Annotated in this window: 11 protein-coding genes; 4 read left to right on the forward strand and 7 right to left on the reverse strand. The window is 70.7% G+C overall.

Going from position 1 to position 13453, the window contains the following annotated elements:
* Window positions 1-86: 86 nt before the first annotated feature.
* Together ACFWBD_RS22080 and ACFWBD_RS22085 are read right to left on the reverse strand one after the other, a co-directional pair.
* A complete protein-coding gene (locus ACFWBD_RS22080; RefSeq protein ID WP_385669223.1) occupies window positions 87-674 on the reverse strand; it encodes an SMI1/KNR4 family protein in 588 nt (195 codons plus the stop codon).
* Between the two features lie 147 nt (window positions 675-821).
* Entirely contained in the window at window positions 822-1226 is a 405-nt protein-coding gene (locus ACFWBD_RS22085) for a type II toxin-antitoxin system PemK/MazF family toxin (RefSeq protein ID WP_385669226.1), read from the reverse strand.
* Window positions 1227-1538: 312 nt separating this feature from the next.
* Between ACFWBD_RS22085 and ACFWBD_RS22090 the strand changes: the two genes are divergently transcribed.
* Together ACFWBD_RS22090 and ACFWBD_RS22095 are read left to right on the forward strand one after the other, a co-directional pair.
* Entirely contained in the window at window positions 1539-2732 is a 1194-nt protein-coding gene (locus ACFWBD_RS22090) for an acyl-CoA dehydrogenase family protein (protein WP_385669229.1), read from the forward strand.
* A gap of 293 nt (window positions 2733-3025) precedes the next feature.
* Window positions 3026-3517: a hemerythrin domain-containing protein gene (locus tag ACFWBD_RS22095; protein WP_385669546.1), complete on the forward strand. Its 492-nt coding sequence runs from the start codon at window positions 3026-3028 to the stop codon at window positions 3515-3517.
* Between the two features lie 13 nt (window positions 3518-3530).
* On the opposite strand, the gene ACFWBD_RS22100 is transcribed toward ACFWBD_RS22095, so the two are convergent.
* The 3 genes from ACFWBD_RS22100 to proP form a co-directional block, all read right to left on the reverse strand.
* The gene (locus ACFWBD_RS22100; RefSeq protein ID WP_385669232.1) at window positions 3531-4631 is read right to left on the reverse strand and encodes an AI-2E family transporter; all 1101 of its coding nucleotides are present in this window, start codon (window positions 4629-4631) and stop codon (window positions 3531-3533) included.
* Between the two features lie 270 nt (window positions 4632-4901).
* Complete coding sequence (locus tag ACFWBD_RS22105; protein ID WP_385669235.1) at window positions 4902-5180, reverse strand: GlsB/YeaQ/YmgE family stress response membrane protein; 279 nt, start codon at window positions 5178-5180, stop codon at window positions 4902-4904.
* Window positions 5181-5404: 224 nt separating this feature from the next.
* Window positions 5405-6763 carry a glycine betaine/L-proline transporter ProP gene (gene proP, locus ACFWBD_RS22110; protein WP_385669238.1) on the reverse strand — a complete coding sequence of 453 codons (1359 nt, stop codon included), beginning with the start codon at window positions 6761-6763 and terminating at the stop codon, window positions 5405-5407.
* Window positions 6764-7125: 362 nt separating this feature from the next.
* Here proP and ACFWBD_RS22115 point away from each other — a divergent pair, with 362 nt between their 5' ends.
* Window positions 7126-8028: an NAD-dependent protein deacetylase gene (locus ACFWBD_RS22115; RefSeq protein ID WP_385669240.1), complete on the forward strand. Its 903-nt coding sequence runs from the start codon at window positions 7126-7128 to the stop codon at window positions 8026-8028.
* A 77-nt stretch (window positions 8029-8105) separates the two neighbouring features.
* Here the strand turns inward: ACFWBD_RS22115 and ACFWBD_RS22120 are convergent, their stop codons facing one another.
* Window positions 8106-9344, reverse strand: a complete 1239-nt coding sequence (locus ACFWBD_RS22120; RefSeq protein WP_385669243.1) for an NAD(P)/FAD-dependent oxidoreductase — start codon at window positions 9342-9344, stop codon at window positions 8106-8108.
* A gap of 683 nt (window positions 9345-10027) precedes the next feature.
* The gene (locus ACFWBD_RS22125; RefSeq protein ID WP_385669246.1) at window positions 10028-10480 is read right to left on the reverse strand and encodes a pyridoxamine 5'-phosphate oxidase family protein; all 453 of its coding nucleotides are present in this window, start codon (window positions 10478-10480) and stop codon (window positions 10028-10030) included.
* A gap of 139 nt (window positions 10481-10619) precedes the next feature.
* Between ACFWBD_RS22125 and ACFWBD_RS22130 the strand changes: the two genes are divergently transcribed.
* A complete protein-coding gene (locus tag ACFWBD_RS22130; protein WP_385669249.1) occupies window positions 10620-13412 on the forward strand; it encodes an ATP-binding protein in 2793 nt (930 codons plus the stop codon).
* The last annotated feature ends 41 nt before the right edge of the window (window positions 13413-13453 follow it).

Raw genomic sequence — 13453 nt, forward strand, 5'->3', positions numbered from 1 at the left:
CTTCTTCTGTTTTTTATACCCCCCCCCGGTTGGGGGGGGGCCGCCCCCGGCGGGGGGGGCCGCCGCCCCCCCCGCCCCCGCGGCAGTCAGATTCTCGGCGCCCTGCGATGGCGGTCCGGATGCGTACGAAGCCGAGGCGAGGTCAGTTCCAGGGCCCGGTCGTCACGCCCGGCGCTCATGTGGTTGAGCCAACGTTCGTACCAGTCGAGGAAGTCGGCGGCCGAGGAGACATCGGGACCCCGGAACCCGTCGCCGTTTCCCACGAGGACACGGCCGGTGAGCGGACCGGTCACCGCGAGGACGCACACATCGGTGCAGCCCATTTCGATGATGTGAAGGAACAGGTCACGGTCGTGAGTCCGGGGGCCTGCGGCGGTGAAGCCTCGCGGTGCCCCAGGTTCTCCGCGCGGATCCATGACCAGCAGGGAACACCGTTCCAGCGGCAGGAGGCCATAGAACGGTGCCGCGCCCGAGCCGCCGATGTGCGTGAGGAACTGCCGATAGGCATGGGGAAGAACGATGTCGTGCTCCGCCTCGCACGCGGCGACGCGAGCTTCCGTCAGTTTCGGACCGGGCGAGAATTGGTGTCGTTCTTCCCCGAAGGAGTGGCTGCGCAGTGGTTGGAAAGGGATCGCGGCCAGCTTGCGACGCAAGCGGGGTATGCGGGGATCCATGGTGCGTCTTCTCTCGTCTCCGCCACCCTGGTACTCCAGCCGTAGATCGTGATCTCGATGGTGAGGGCGCCGAGGCGGCAGGTGGCCAGCGTGGATCATCTCGCCCGAGATCGCCCACGCCGTGGCGGGCGTCGGCTTCTTCTTCGTCTACCCGAGTTCACCGAGACGGAGGGCGTCCCTTGTCTCGCCGAGCTTCGCGGTCGTTTCAGGGGTCCGATCCTGCGCTTGTTCAGCGAGTCGGAGGGCGTCGTCAATCTCGCCGAGCTTCAGGGAGGACAGGACGGCCTCCCGCTCTATCAGGTCGTCCCGGGACACAGTGGTCAGCCACGTGCACGGGGTGAAGCCTGGACGCGGGAACGCGAGCCGCAGCACGCCTTCGAACGGCAGTCCTTCACCGGCGCCCACCATCACTTCGATGCCCAGACCGCTGATGTCGACGCCCGCCGGAGCGACGACCTGCATCACCTGGATCCCGGACGTGTTCTCTCCCGACAGCAGTACGACCAACCTGCGCTCGTCGAACTGAACCCACCAGACTTCGCCACGTTGCACAAGTCCTCCAGATACTGGACGGCAGGCAGACGCTGCGCGAGCCTGACGCGCTGTGGAGACGGATGCGGCCACCGTTGATCATCGGCGTGTGAAGACAAACGATCATGCGGGGGCCGCAGGTGACAGCGTAGACCCTGCTCGCCGGCAGGAAGAGTTCGAGGGCCTGATGAGCCGGATAGCGGGACGGCCTTGGACGAGCACCAGGTCCGCCGCTACCCGTCCTGGTCAGCTCTTCCGAAGTGGTGGGAAGCCGGCACGGCTGAGTGTCTGGTGCTTGAGCATTGCTCGGCACAAGCGTGGAACAAGGGCCCCATGACTTCACTCACGGAACAGCAGAACGTGGCCGACTTCTACGACTTCGAGGCCGCCCTCACGGAGGAGGAGCTCAAGGTCCTGCTCAGGACACGGGCGTTCATGCGCGACGAGGTTCAGCCCCTGGTGGCCGCGCACTGGGCCGACGGCACCTTCCCCATGGAGCTGATCGGTCGTTTCCGGGAGAGTGGACTGGTCGGACTGTCGTACGAGGGCTATGGCGATCACGGCCCCGCTGCCAGTCATCTGCTCACCGGGATGATGGCGATGGAGATGAGCCGTGTCGACGCTTCGGTCGCCACCTTCTTCGGCGTGCACAACGGACTCGCCATGTACGCGATCCACGCCGGCGGCGACCAGGCCCAGCGCGACCGCTGGCTGCCCGGCATGGCGAGGATGGACGCGATAGGCGCGTTCGCCCTCACGGAGCCGCTCGACGGCTCCGACATCGCGGCCGGCATGCGGACCACCGCCCGGCGCGACGGCGACACATGGGTGCTCAACGGCGCCAAGCGCTGGATCGGCAACGCCACCTTCGCCGACCACATCGTCGTCTGGGCTCGGGACGTGGACGACGACCAGGTCAAGGGATTCGTCGTCGACAAGGGCACGACCGGGTTCAAGGCCGAGAAGATCGCCCACAAGACGTCGCTGCGCATCGTCGAGAACGCGGACGTCACCCTCACCGACGTCCGGGTCCCGGAGAGCGACCGACTTCAGAACGCGTCCTCCTTCCGTGACGTCGCGGAGATCCTGCGCGCCACGCGCAGTGGAGTCGCCTGGCAGGCCCTCGGCGTCATGATCGGCGCGTACGAGCTGGCCCTGCGCTACGCCACGCAGAGGCAGCAGTTCGGTCGTCCGCTCGCGGGCTTCCAGCTGGTGCAGGACCTCTTGGTGAAGAGCCTGGGCAACATCACTTCGAGCTGGGGCATGCTGCATCGGCTGGCCGGGCTGCAGGACGCGGGAGTGTTCCGGGACGAGCACTCGTCCCTGGCCAAGGCCCACGTCACCGCCCGCATGCGAGAGGTCGTGGCCTGGGCCCGGGAGATCTTCGGGGGCAACGGCATCGTCCTGGAGTACGAGGTGGCACGCTTCTTCGCGGATGCGGAGGCCATCTACTCGTTCGAGGGCACTCGGGAGATGAACACGCTGATCGTCGGCAAGGCGATCACCGGGCAGAGTGCTTTCGTCTGACCCGGCCGGGAGGAACGGCGCCGAGCCCGAGCGGTACCCGAGGAGGGCGGCCCCCGGACCGGGGGAGGGACGCGTCAGCGGGTGAGACGCTCGGGCTCGTCTCGTCGCCGGCCGGCCGGGCAGTCCTCGGTGAGCAGCACCCCGGACGCGCCGTTCCGCGGCGGAGACGACCGGCCTCGGTTCCGCACCTGTGAGCCGTCGCGGAGCAGGGATCAATGAAGGCGGCGGGCGGGGGTACTCGGTTTCTTCCCAGGTCTCCTCGTACGAAAGTGAAGCCCGTTCCCATGGCTGACATGCCTGACACCCGAGATGTCGTTGCACTCATTCTCCAGGATCACCGGAAGATGGAGGATCTCTTCCGTCTGATGCGCAGCGTCGAAGCCGACCGGGCAGCCGCCCTTCAGGAGTTCGCCGATCTGCTGATCGCGCACGCGCTGGCCGAAGAGGGGAAGGTGTACCCCGCCCTCAAGCGCTTCAAGAAGATCGAGGACGAAGAGGTGGAGCACGGCGAGGAGGAGCACGAGGAGGGCAACAAGGCACTCCTCGAGCTTCTGGAGGTCGACGAGGTCGGCTCCGAGGAGTGGGACGAGAAGCTGGAAGAGCTCGTGGAGGCCGTCGCCCACCACACGGACGAGGAGGAGCGCACGATCCTCAACGGTGCCCGCGAGAACGTCGCCATGGAGCGACGGGAGGAGCTGGGCGAGGCGTTCCTGGAAGAGAGGGAGCGTCAGCTGAAGGCCGGCTGCGGCGCTGTGGACAACGTGCGCCGTATCGTTCACTCCTGACCGGTCCGCGCCTTCATTTCGGGCGGTCGGCGTCACCTCGCAGCGCCTGGTGCACGGACCACACCACGGCCACCAGCGGTACGGCGACCACGGCGCCGATCACCCCCGCCGCGACCGCTCCGCCGACGACCGCCAGTGCGACCACCACCGGGTGCAACCGGACGGCCCAGCTCATCACGATCGGGTGCAGGAGGTGGCCCTCGATCTGTCCGATGACCACGATCAGGGCCACGACCAGCAGGGCGATGACCGGCCCCTTCGTGGCGAGCGCGACGACGGCCGCGATCGCCAGGGCGATCGGCGACCCGATCAGGGGAATGAAGGCGGCCAGGAACTCCAGCAGTGCCAACGGCACAGCGAGTGGCACGCCCAGAGCGAACAGCGCGATGCCCACCAGGACCGCGTTGGTCGCGGCCACCAGCAGGATGCCGTGCGTGTAACCGGTGAACGTCCGCCACGCCGCCTGGCCCGCGACCGTGACCTGCCGCCGTGCCCCGTCGTGGAGCTGGTCGCACACCCACTGCCATTGCCGGTCGCCGGAGTACGTGAAGAAGACCGCGCAGAACACGGCCAGGGCGAGCACGGTCAGCACCTCGAGCAGCCGGCTCGCGCCGCTGAGCGCCGTGCTGATGAGGGTGGAACGGTGGCTCGACAGGAGCTTGCCGATCCGGGACTGGAGATCGTCGAACGCGTCCGGGGGAACGTGGAAGGGGCGTTCCTCCAGCTGACGTTCGATCCGGTCGATTCCCGCCACGAACTCCTTCTCCAGCCCACTTCGCTGGCCCGCCGCGGTCTCGCCGACCAGGGCCAGCGCGCCGAGGACGAGGATGACGCCGCCGATGAGCGCGGCGGCGACCGCGAGCGGCCGGGGCATGAAGCGCGCGAGGAGGCCGGCCACGGGGCGGAGCACGGCGGTGATGACAAGCCCCAGGAAGACGGCGACGGCGACCCGGTGAAACTGCCCGAGCAGGGAGAAGGCGACGCGGACGACGATCCCGACGGCGATGATCCGCCATGCGTAGGCGGCCGCGGTCCGCAGCAGACCCGGCACGTGCGGCTCCTCGCCGCTCGGGCGTCCGGTCGGCGAGGCGGGTTGATCGGGGGGTGTGGACACCTCATGCCCGTACCACCGGCCGACCGCCGGTGAGCGGCGGAGGCCCAAAGTTCCCCCGAAGGCCGGTAGGTACTTTCACATCCGCCCGGCAGCCGGTCGCACGGTCCGCCGCCGAGAGCCGCATCCTTGCCGCGGAGGACCGGGCTCGCTCGCCGGTGCCCGGTTCCTCATGACCGGTGCGAGGCGGGTGGCGCGGCAACGCCGACGGCTCCCACCCTGAGCACGGGTGGGAGCCGTCGGCGTTGCCTGGCCGTCTACGACGTCGGCGGTTCACGCGTGGCGGTGCGAACGCCGGTTGCCGGTGACGAGGCGGTAGAGGGCGAGCAGGATGAAGGAGCCCACGATGGCGGCGATCCAGGTGGAGAGGTCGAAGAACCCGTCGATGGAGTCGACGCCGAAGAGCACCTTGCCGAGCCAGCCGCCGAGCAGACCGCCGGCGATGCCGATGAGCATGGTGATGATGATGCCGCCGGGGTCCTTGCCCGGCATCAAGGCCTTGGCGATGATGCCGGCGAGCAGACCGATGACGATCCACGCGATGATGCCCATGATGTCGCTCCGCTTCGTGGTGTAAAGACAGTGTCAGCTTCTCGTGTGCACCATCTGCGTTCGAACAAACGTCTCTGGCGAATAGTTGGTCGGATTGAAAAGCCCTGCCCCGCGTCCGACGCGGGGCAGGGCAGGGCAGCGCAGGGCGGGACGGGAATCGTCGGCCTGCCGGCCCCGGGGGACGGAGCGACGCGGAGTGACGACCCGTCCGGACGTGCCCAGCCTTACAGCGAGGGTGCGGAGCCGGGCAGCGGGCGCCCCGCCGTCTCGGCCATGAACCACACCGCCACGCCGCCGATCACGGCCGCGGCCATCATGTAGTACGCGGGCATCATCATGTTCCCGGTCGCCCCGATCAGGGCCGTCACCACGAGCGGGGTGGTGCCGCCGAAGACCGAGACGGAGACGTTGAAGCCGATCGACAGCGATCCGTAGCGGACATTCGTCGGGAACAGCGCCGGCAGAGCGGCCGGCATCGCCGCCGTGAAGCAGACCAGCAGCAGGCCCAGCGCGCCCATGCCGAGCGCGACCGCGAACAGGCTGCCCTGGCGGATGAGCAGCAGGGCGGGAACGGACAGCAACAGGAAGCCCGCACAGCCCGCGGCGATCACCGGCCGGCGACCCACACGGTCGGTCAGGGCGCCCGCGAAGGGCTGGACGATCATCATCACGGCCATCACGCCGAGTACGACGAGCAGCCCGTGCGTCTCGTCGTAGTGGAGCTCACTGGTCAGATAGCTCGGCATGTACGACAGCAGCATGTAGTCGGTGACGTTGAAGACGAGCACCAGACCGACGCAGAGCAGCAGCGCCCGCCACTGGCCCGCGATCATCCGGCGCAGCGGCACCTTCGGCCGGTTCGACTCGGCCTTCTCGAGCTCGGCCGCGAACGCCGGGGTCTCCTCCAGCCGCATCCGCAGGTAGAGGCCGACGATGCCCATCGGGCCCGCGATCAGGAACGGAATCCGCCAGCCCCAGCTCAGCAGGTCCTCCGTGGACAGCAGAGCGGTCATCACCGTGACCAGGCCGGCGCCGCCGATGTACCCGGCGAGCGTGCCGAACTCCAGCCAGCTGCCGAGGAAGCCGCGTCGCTTGTCGGGCGCGTACTCGGCGATGAAGGTGGAGGCGCCCGCGTACTCGCCGCCGGTGGAGAAGCCCTGCACCAGACGGGCGGCCAGCAGGAGCAGCGGGGCTCCGACGCCGATCGAGGCGTACGACGGGATGAGGCCGATGGCGAAGGTGCCCGCGGCCATCAGAATCATGGTGACGGCCAGCACTTTCTGACGGCCGACGCGGTCGCCGAGCGGCCCGAAGACCATGCCGCCGAGCGGTCGGACCAGGAACGCGGCGGCGAAGGCGCCGAAGGTGGAGAGCAGCTGCGCGGTCGGATTGCCGGACGGGAAGAAGACCTTGCCCAGAGTGACCGCGATGTAGCTGTAGACGCCGAAGTCGAACCATTCCATCGCGTTGCCCAGCGCGGCGGCCTTCACGGCGCGTTTCACGAGTGCGGGGTCCGTGACGGTGGCGTTCTTCGGGACGGCCGGGAGGGACGTCGGGGGAGAGGCGACTGGGGCAGTCTGCAAAGCTTCGCTCGCCTACTTTCGTCGGTGGCAGGGACGGGTCTGCTCGACGGCGCCGGCGGCAGGCCAAAGAGCGACGATAGGGGGACATGTGCCCCTTACGGACTGTGCGCACTTCGCTGCATGCTGCACGTAAATGCGGTGTGGGCAGGCCCGTAGGCCCGCTCCGGAGGGTGCCTCGCCGGATCATGGTGTGACCCATCTCGCGTCCTGCGAACGCAACCGAACCCTGGGGGCCCGTATCCGGCGCGTGATTTGCCCACGTCGTAGCGGGGTGCCTGGTGTCCGGGCGGAGCGCCCGGCAGGCCACCGTTCTCAGGCCCGGTCACGGACGCTGAAGGCAGCCTGTTCCGTACCCTGGCGGCATGCGCATGCGCCCCACTCTGAGCTGGACCCCTGCCGAGGACCTGCAGCCGGGCACGACCGATTTGGAGCAGGTCGTCGGCGCGCTGAGCGCCGGCGGCGTGCTGGTGCTCAGCGGGGCGGGCATCTCCACGGAGTCGGGCATCCCCGACTACCGGGGCGAGGGCGGCAGCCTGAGCCGGCACACCCCGATGACCTACCAGGACTTCACCGCCGACGCCCAGGCCCGTCGCCGGTACTGGGCGCGCAGCCACCTCGGATGGCGCACCTTCGGGCGCGCCCGCCCCAATGCCGGGCACCGGGCCGTGGCCGCGTTCGCGCGGCACGGCCTGCTCTCGGGTGTCATCACCCAGAACGTCGACGGCCTGCACCAGGCCGCCGGCAGCGACGACGTCGTGGAACTCCACGGAAGCCTGGGCCGGGTCGTCTGCCTGTCCTGCGGCGCCTTCAGCCCGCGCCGCGAGCTCGCGTGGCGGCTGCAGGAGGCCAACGCGGATTTCGAGCCGGTGGCAGCCGCGATCAACCCGGACGGTGACGCCGATCTCACCGACGAACAGGTCGGGGACTTCCGCGTGGTGCCCTGTGCGGTCTGCGGCGGCCTCCTCAAACCGGACGTGGTGTTCTTCGGCGAAGCCGTTCCGCCGCCGCGCGTCGAGCACTGCCGCGCGCTGGTCCGCGAGGCGGCCTCGCTGCTGGTCCTGGGCTCCTCGCTGACGGTGATGTCAGGGCTTCGGTTCGTCCGTCAGGCGAGTCAGGCAGGGAAGCCTGTGCTGATCGTCAACCGGGACCCGACCCGGGGCGACCAGCACGCCCTCACCCGGGTCGCGCTCCCGCTGGGAACGGCCCTCACCACGGTGGCCGGTCGGCTGGGCGTGCGGCTCGACGACCGGGCGGCGCCCGCGTGAGACCGTGACGGCGCGGGGGCGTCACGACGATGCCGGTCGGCGTACCCACGCCCTGCTCCGCGGTGCCTCACCGGGTGCTACCTGCCGAGGTCGCGCAGCACCTCGCGGGCCGCGCGCGCACCCGAGGCCATCGCCCCCTGAACCGAGCCCGTGGCCCGGTGGTCACCGCATACGTATCGCCCCCGGGTCACCCGGGTCGTGCGGCTGAGGTCCTGCGGGGGCGCCATCGCGGGCAACGCGTCGGGCACCGTACGGACGGTCAGCAGGTCCCAGCGGTCGGCATCGGTGGCATAGACCTCGCTCAGCGTCGGGCGTAGCGAGCGTTCCCGGTCTTCGGCGTCCGTGCCGAGCACCGAGGTGGCCACGAGCGCCCGGCCGGGTGGCGCGTAGGAGGCGGCCACGTTGCTCAGCACGCAGGTGTTGAGGAAACGGCGCCGGGTGTCCACCAGCAGAGTGGGCTCGTTCAGCGGCGGGTCCGGCACGGCGTGGTAGTAGGTCGTCACCACGCGGTACGCGGGCACCGCGACGTCGGGCAGCAGGGTCCCGGCCGGTCCCGGGCCCGTGGCCACCACCACGGCGCGCGCCGGGACGAGTTCGCGGCCGGTGGTCTCCACGCCGCCGTCCGTCAGGCGCTCGACCGGGGTCTCCAGTCGCACGGTGCCCCTCGGCAGTGACGCCGCCAACGCGAGCGGTACGGCACCGATGCCTGCGGCGGGCAGGCTCAGGGTGCCGCGCAGCATGCTGCGCCACACGAGATGGAAGACCCGGGCGGACGTCTCCAGCCGGTCCTCCAGGAACACCCCGGACAGAAAGGGCAGGAAGAAGCGCTCGACGAAGGCATCGGTGAAGCCCGCGTCGGCGAGCGCCGTGCGTGTGCTCCGATCCGGCCGCCCTTTCAGCCGGTGCGGCGGGGCCAGCGCGTCCGAGGCTGTGAGGGCGCCCAGCGCCGCCAGGTCGCGTGGTCCCGCGAGGCGTCCCGACAGGAGGTCGACGAGGGTGGACGGGTGAGCGCGGGGGTCGGTCAGACGGCGCCTGCCTGTCTCGGTGTGGATGAGGACGCCCCGGCTGAAGGGACGTAGGTCCAGCTCGTCCCCTGCCAGGCGTCGCCGCACCTGTGGGTAGGAAGGGTTGAAGACCTGGAAGCCGCGGTCGATGACGAAGCCGTGCACACGGTCGGAGCGCATCCGGCCACCAACCCCGTCGGAGGCTTCCAGGATCTGCACGCCGAGGCCGGCGGCCAGCAGGTCCTGAGCACAGGCGAGGCCGGCGACGCCTGCTCCGATCACCACGACGTCCGGTGATCGTTCGGTTGCCATCACGTTGTCCTCCCTCCATCAGCCGGTCGCCCACGGGCAGGGGCGGTGCCGGTATGCGGCAGCCTGCCTTCCCTTCCACTTCTCTCGCGACCGGGGGAGCGGATGCAGCTCGGCTCTGCCGCCAGGCGGTCTCGCCCGTGCGGCCTGCCCGGAATCGGTGGTACGGCCGTGTCCTCAAGCCGCACCGGGCCCGGCCGACGGGATTCTGAGCCGTCAAGTGGCGCTTTCCATAAGCCAGTTCACTTCTCTACGCACACCGACGCGACTACGAACGCGGCTGTGTGCATCGGTCAATGGTGATGGCATGCGTGTTCGGCCAGACCGGGATCTGCCCAGGTGGCAGACCGAACGCATATGCGCGGTGCAATTGAGGAGCAGAACGACGAGGTGGCCGGGCTTCGCGCGCCCCGATGTGCGCGTTGAATGCGCTCTGCCAACCGGAGACCGGCGTGCCCTACCTTCACATCGCAGGACGAAAAACGTTCAACCTATCACTTCGCAAGGAAGTTGACGGGGAACACCGTCCGTACTGCATCCGTCCTGATACATACCCAATATCACCACCTCACCCCTTGTGGGGCGCGCGAGTTCGGGACACCCGGCCGCGGTGCCGAAGCCCACGCCGCCGGGGGGATCTGACCTGCGACCGGCTGCGGCCGGCGCTGGAGGAAGTCGGCCCTGCGTCAGCTCAGCCACCGCCCGTCGCGCATCAGCTCGCGGTCGGACAGTTCGCTCTCCTCGCGCCAGGCCTGGATGCGGCGCGGGACGATCCGGAACCAGTGGTACGAAGCGGCCAGTTCACGCGGATCGAAACCGGTGCGTCGGGCGAACCGGTCGCCCCGCTCCTGCGGCAGCGCGTCGAGTTCGAGGACTTCGACGTCGCCGTCGATCATGGTCACGTCGCGGGTTCGGCCGAGCGCCAGCCGGGCGACGTGGGTGGTGGCCAGGTTCCTGCCGGTGGGGCTGTTCGTCGGGGTGGCCGCCAACAGCGCCCGGCCGTCCCAGTCGAAGGACAGCGGCACCAGGTACGGCGCGCCGTCCGCCGAGGCACTGGCCACCCAGACGTCGACGTCGTGGGTGAGCCGGTGTTCGGTGTCGTGACGACGCTCGGCTCGGGAGCGGGGTTCGGCGTCCATCGGTCCTCCGGGAGTCGGTCGTGGGTCACGATCGGCCCGGGAAGCCTTGCCCGGCCGATCGCTGTCGGCCCAGACTCTCCCGGCCCGGGTGCCTGTCGCCTCCGTGCTGACCACGGAGATCGCCACGGATAATGAGGCGGTGACCAGTCCAGAGATATCTGCCCGGGAAGCCCAGGTGCTCGCGCTGCTGGGGGAGCACCTCAGCAACGCGGAGATCGCTGCGCGGTTGGTCATCTCCGTACGTACCGTCGAGTCGCATGTCTCGTCGCTGCTGCGCAAACTGCTGCTGCCGGATCGGCGGGCGCTCGCCCGGCACGCGGCGGAGTTCGCCCACGCCGAGCCGTCGCCCAAGGCCCCCGCCCTGCCTGCGCAGTTGACGGGGTTCATCGGCCGGGCCGGGGAGCGCGGGGAACTGGCCGAGGCAGTGAAGGTGCACCGACTCGTCACCGTGGTCGGCCCTGGTGGGGTGGGCAAGACACGCCTCGCGCTGGCGGTGGCGGCGGATATGGCCGACGACTTCACCGACGGGGTGTGGTTCGTCGACCTGGTCCCGGTCACCGAGCCGGGTCGGGTGGGCGCGGCGGTCGCGGCGGCCCTGGGGGTGGGTGAACAACCAGGGCGAGGCATCGACGACGCGGTGCCGGCCGCGCTGGCGGATCGCCGGACGCTGCTGGTGCTGGACAACTGCGAGCGGGTGAGCGTCGCGGTGGCGCCGTTCCTGGAGCGGCTGTTGGCAGCCTGTCCGCGGTTGCGGGTGCTCGTGACCAGCCGGGTCAGGCTGATGGTGCCGTTCGAGCGGGTCTTCCCGGTCCCGCCGCTGTCGCGGGCCGGCGGTGACGAGTCGGAGGCGGTGGCCCTGTTCATGGACCGGGCGTCGGCGGCCGGCCGGCCACCGCATCCGGCGGCGAACGAGGCGGTCGTGACCATCTGCGAACGGCTCGGCGGCATGGCGTTGGCCATCGAGCTGGCGGCGGCGCGGTGGCCCACGCTCGGACCGGACGGCCTCACGGCAGGCCTCTCCGATCAGCTGCGGATCCTCACCGGCGGACCACGCGCCGACGACCGGCACCGTTCGGTGCGGGCGGTGTTGGACTGGAGCCATGACCTGCTGGAACCGCAGAGCCAGGCGCTGCTGCGCCGGGTGTCGGTGTTCGTCGCGCCGTTCACCGCCGAGGCGGCCGCCGAGGTCGCCGGATTCGCCCCGCTGGATCCGGCCGCGGTGGTGGACGGGCTCGGCAGGCTGGCCGAGCAGAGCCTGCTCGCCGTGACGTCGTCAGCCGCCGGTACCCGCTACCACGCGCTGGAGACCATCCGCCAGTACGGGACGGAGCGGCTCACCGACGCCGACGAGCTCGTCCATGTCCGATCCCGCCACGTGGACTGGTGCCTGACCGGCGCGAGTGCCCTCGCGGGAGCTTCGGGTGCGGACTGGCGCGCCCGGTTCGAGGCCGTGGCGGACGACCTGCGGGCCGCCCTCACCTGGGCCGCCGACCGGCCGGAGCGGCGCGCCGACGCGCACCGTCTCGCCCTGTCCCTGGCCGAGCTGGCCTTCTTCCGTAACCTGCTCGGCGAGTCCCAGCAGCGGTACGAGCAGGCGGCCGGGCTCTGCGACGACGCCGCCGGTGCGGCGGCGCTGCGTCAGGCCGCCGCGGTGGCCGGGTGCCGCAGGCTCGGTGACGACATGTTCCGGCTGCACCGCGCCGCCGGGGACGCCGCGCGCCGGGCCGGGAACACCGCCGGTGCGGGCCGCGACCTGGCGGCCGCCGCCACCATCGCGTACCGCTTCTCCAGCACGTTCACGCGGATTCCCGCCAGGGGCGAGGTGACCGCCCTGCTCGCGGCGGCGCAGGAGCTGGCCGGCGATGCCCCGGCTGCCGAGGCGGCCATCGCGCTGGCCGAGGCCGCGGTGGTCGCGGACGCGTTCGGCGCCGTCCAGGGCGACGTGGTCAACACCGTGCAGGAGACGGTCGTACGCGCCGAACGTGCTGTCGACCTCGCCCGGCGCGCCGGCGACCCGGTGGCGGAGTCCGCCGCCCTCGACGCGCTCTCCGGGGCCCGGAGCTGGACCGGCGAGGCCTTCGCCGCGGCAGCTGCCGCCCGGCGCCGGCTCGACGTGCTGGAATCGGTACCGCGTACCCCGGCCGGTGCGCACGAACTCATGGACGCCCTCGCCATGGCCGCCGGAACCGCCGTCGGCGTGGGCCGACTACCGGAGGCCCGCCGGTGGGGCAGACAGCTCGCCGACCACCCGCTGCTGGCCGAGGTGGGGCACCATGCCACGTCCTGGCTGCTGGTCGCGGACGCGTTCGCCGGCCATGTCGACGGGGTGCTCACCGGCAGTGTGCGGTTCCTCGACGCGTGGGAGCGGAGCGGCCGTCAGCGGTCGTTCTCGCTCGGACCGGCCGCCGCCTCGGTCGCCATGGTGCACGGCCTGCGCGGAGACCACGAAGGCCGGGACACCTGGCGCGCGATCGTCGACCGGGCGGGCAACGCACCGGAGCACCGCCACGGCTACGGTGCAGTTCTCGACGCGATGGTGCTGCTCCACGACGGGGACGCCGATGCCGCGTCGGAGCGGGTGGCGCCGGAGCCGGATCAGGTGTGGAAGTGGGTGTCCTGGGTCTGGCTCCACTGGTACGTGGCGCTCCGGGCGGAGACCGCGGTGCTCGCCGGGCACCCGGGCGCCCGGTCCCGGATCGACGCCGCCCGGACCGTGGTCGCCGGCAATCCGGTCGCCACCGCCCAGGTGGACCGCGCGGAAGCCCTGCTCGACGGCGACCTGTCGCGGCAGCTCGCCGCCGCCGCGGCTTTCGACGCGGCCGGCTGCCCCTACCAGTCGGCGCGCACGCTGCTGCTCGCCGGGGGCGAACATGCCACCGTCGGCTCGGCCGTGCTGGCCGACCTCGGTCTGGCACCCAAGGCCGTCCGGTAGCCGCTTCACGAGGCGTCCGGTGGCCGCCTCACCTGAGGGTC

The sequence above is a fragment of the Streptomyces sp. NPDC060002 genome (genome assembly GCF_042737245.1).
In the GTDB taxonomy this organism is placed as follows: Bacteria; Actinomycetota; Actinomycetes; order Streptomycetales; family Streptomycetaceae; genus Streptomyces.

What these genes read in the sequence shown, in the direction of transcription:
- ACFWBD_RS22080 (WP_385669223.1), bottom strand. Translation starts at nt 674, where the DNA reads ATGGATCCCCGCATACCCCGCTTGCGTCGCAAGCTGGCCGCGATCCCT.
- ACFWBD_RS22090 (WP_385669229.1), top strand. Translation starts at nt 1,539, where the DNA reads ATGACTTCACTCACGGAACAGCAGAACGTGGCCGACTTCTACGACTTC.
- ACFWBD_RS22095 (WP_385669546.1), top strand. Translation starts at nt 3,026, where the DNA reads ATGCCTGACACCCGAGATGTCGTTGCACTCATTCTCCAGGATCACCGG.
- ACFWBD_RS22105 (WP_385669235.1), bottom strand. Translation starts at nt 5,180, where the DNA reads ATGGGCATCATCGCGTGGATCGTCATCGGTCTGCTCGCCGGCATCATC.
- ACFWBD_RS22115 (WP_385669240.1), top strand. Translation starts at nt 7,126, where the DNA reads ATGCGCATGCGCCCCACTCTGAGCTGGACCCCTGCCGAGGACCTGCAG.
- ACFWBD_RS22120 (WP_385669243.1), bottom strand. Translation starts at nt 9,344, where the DNA reads ATGGCAACCGAACGATCACCGGACGTCGTGGTGATCGGAGCAGGCGTC.
- ACFWBD_RS22125 (WP_385669246.1), bottom strand. Translation starts at nt 10,480, where the DNA reads ATGGACGCCGAACCCCGCTCCCGAGCCGAGCGTCGTCACGACACCGAA.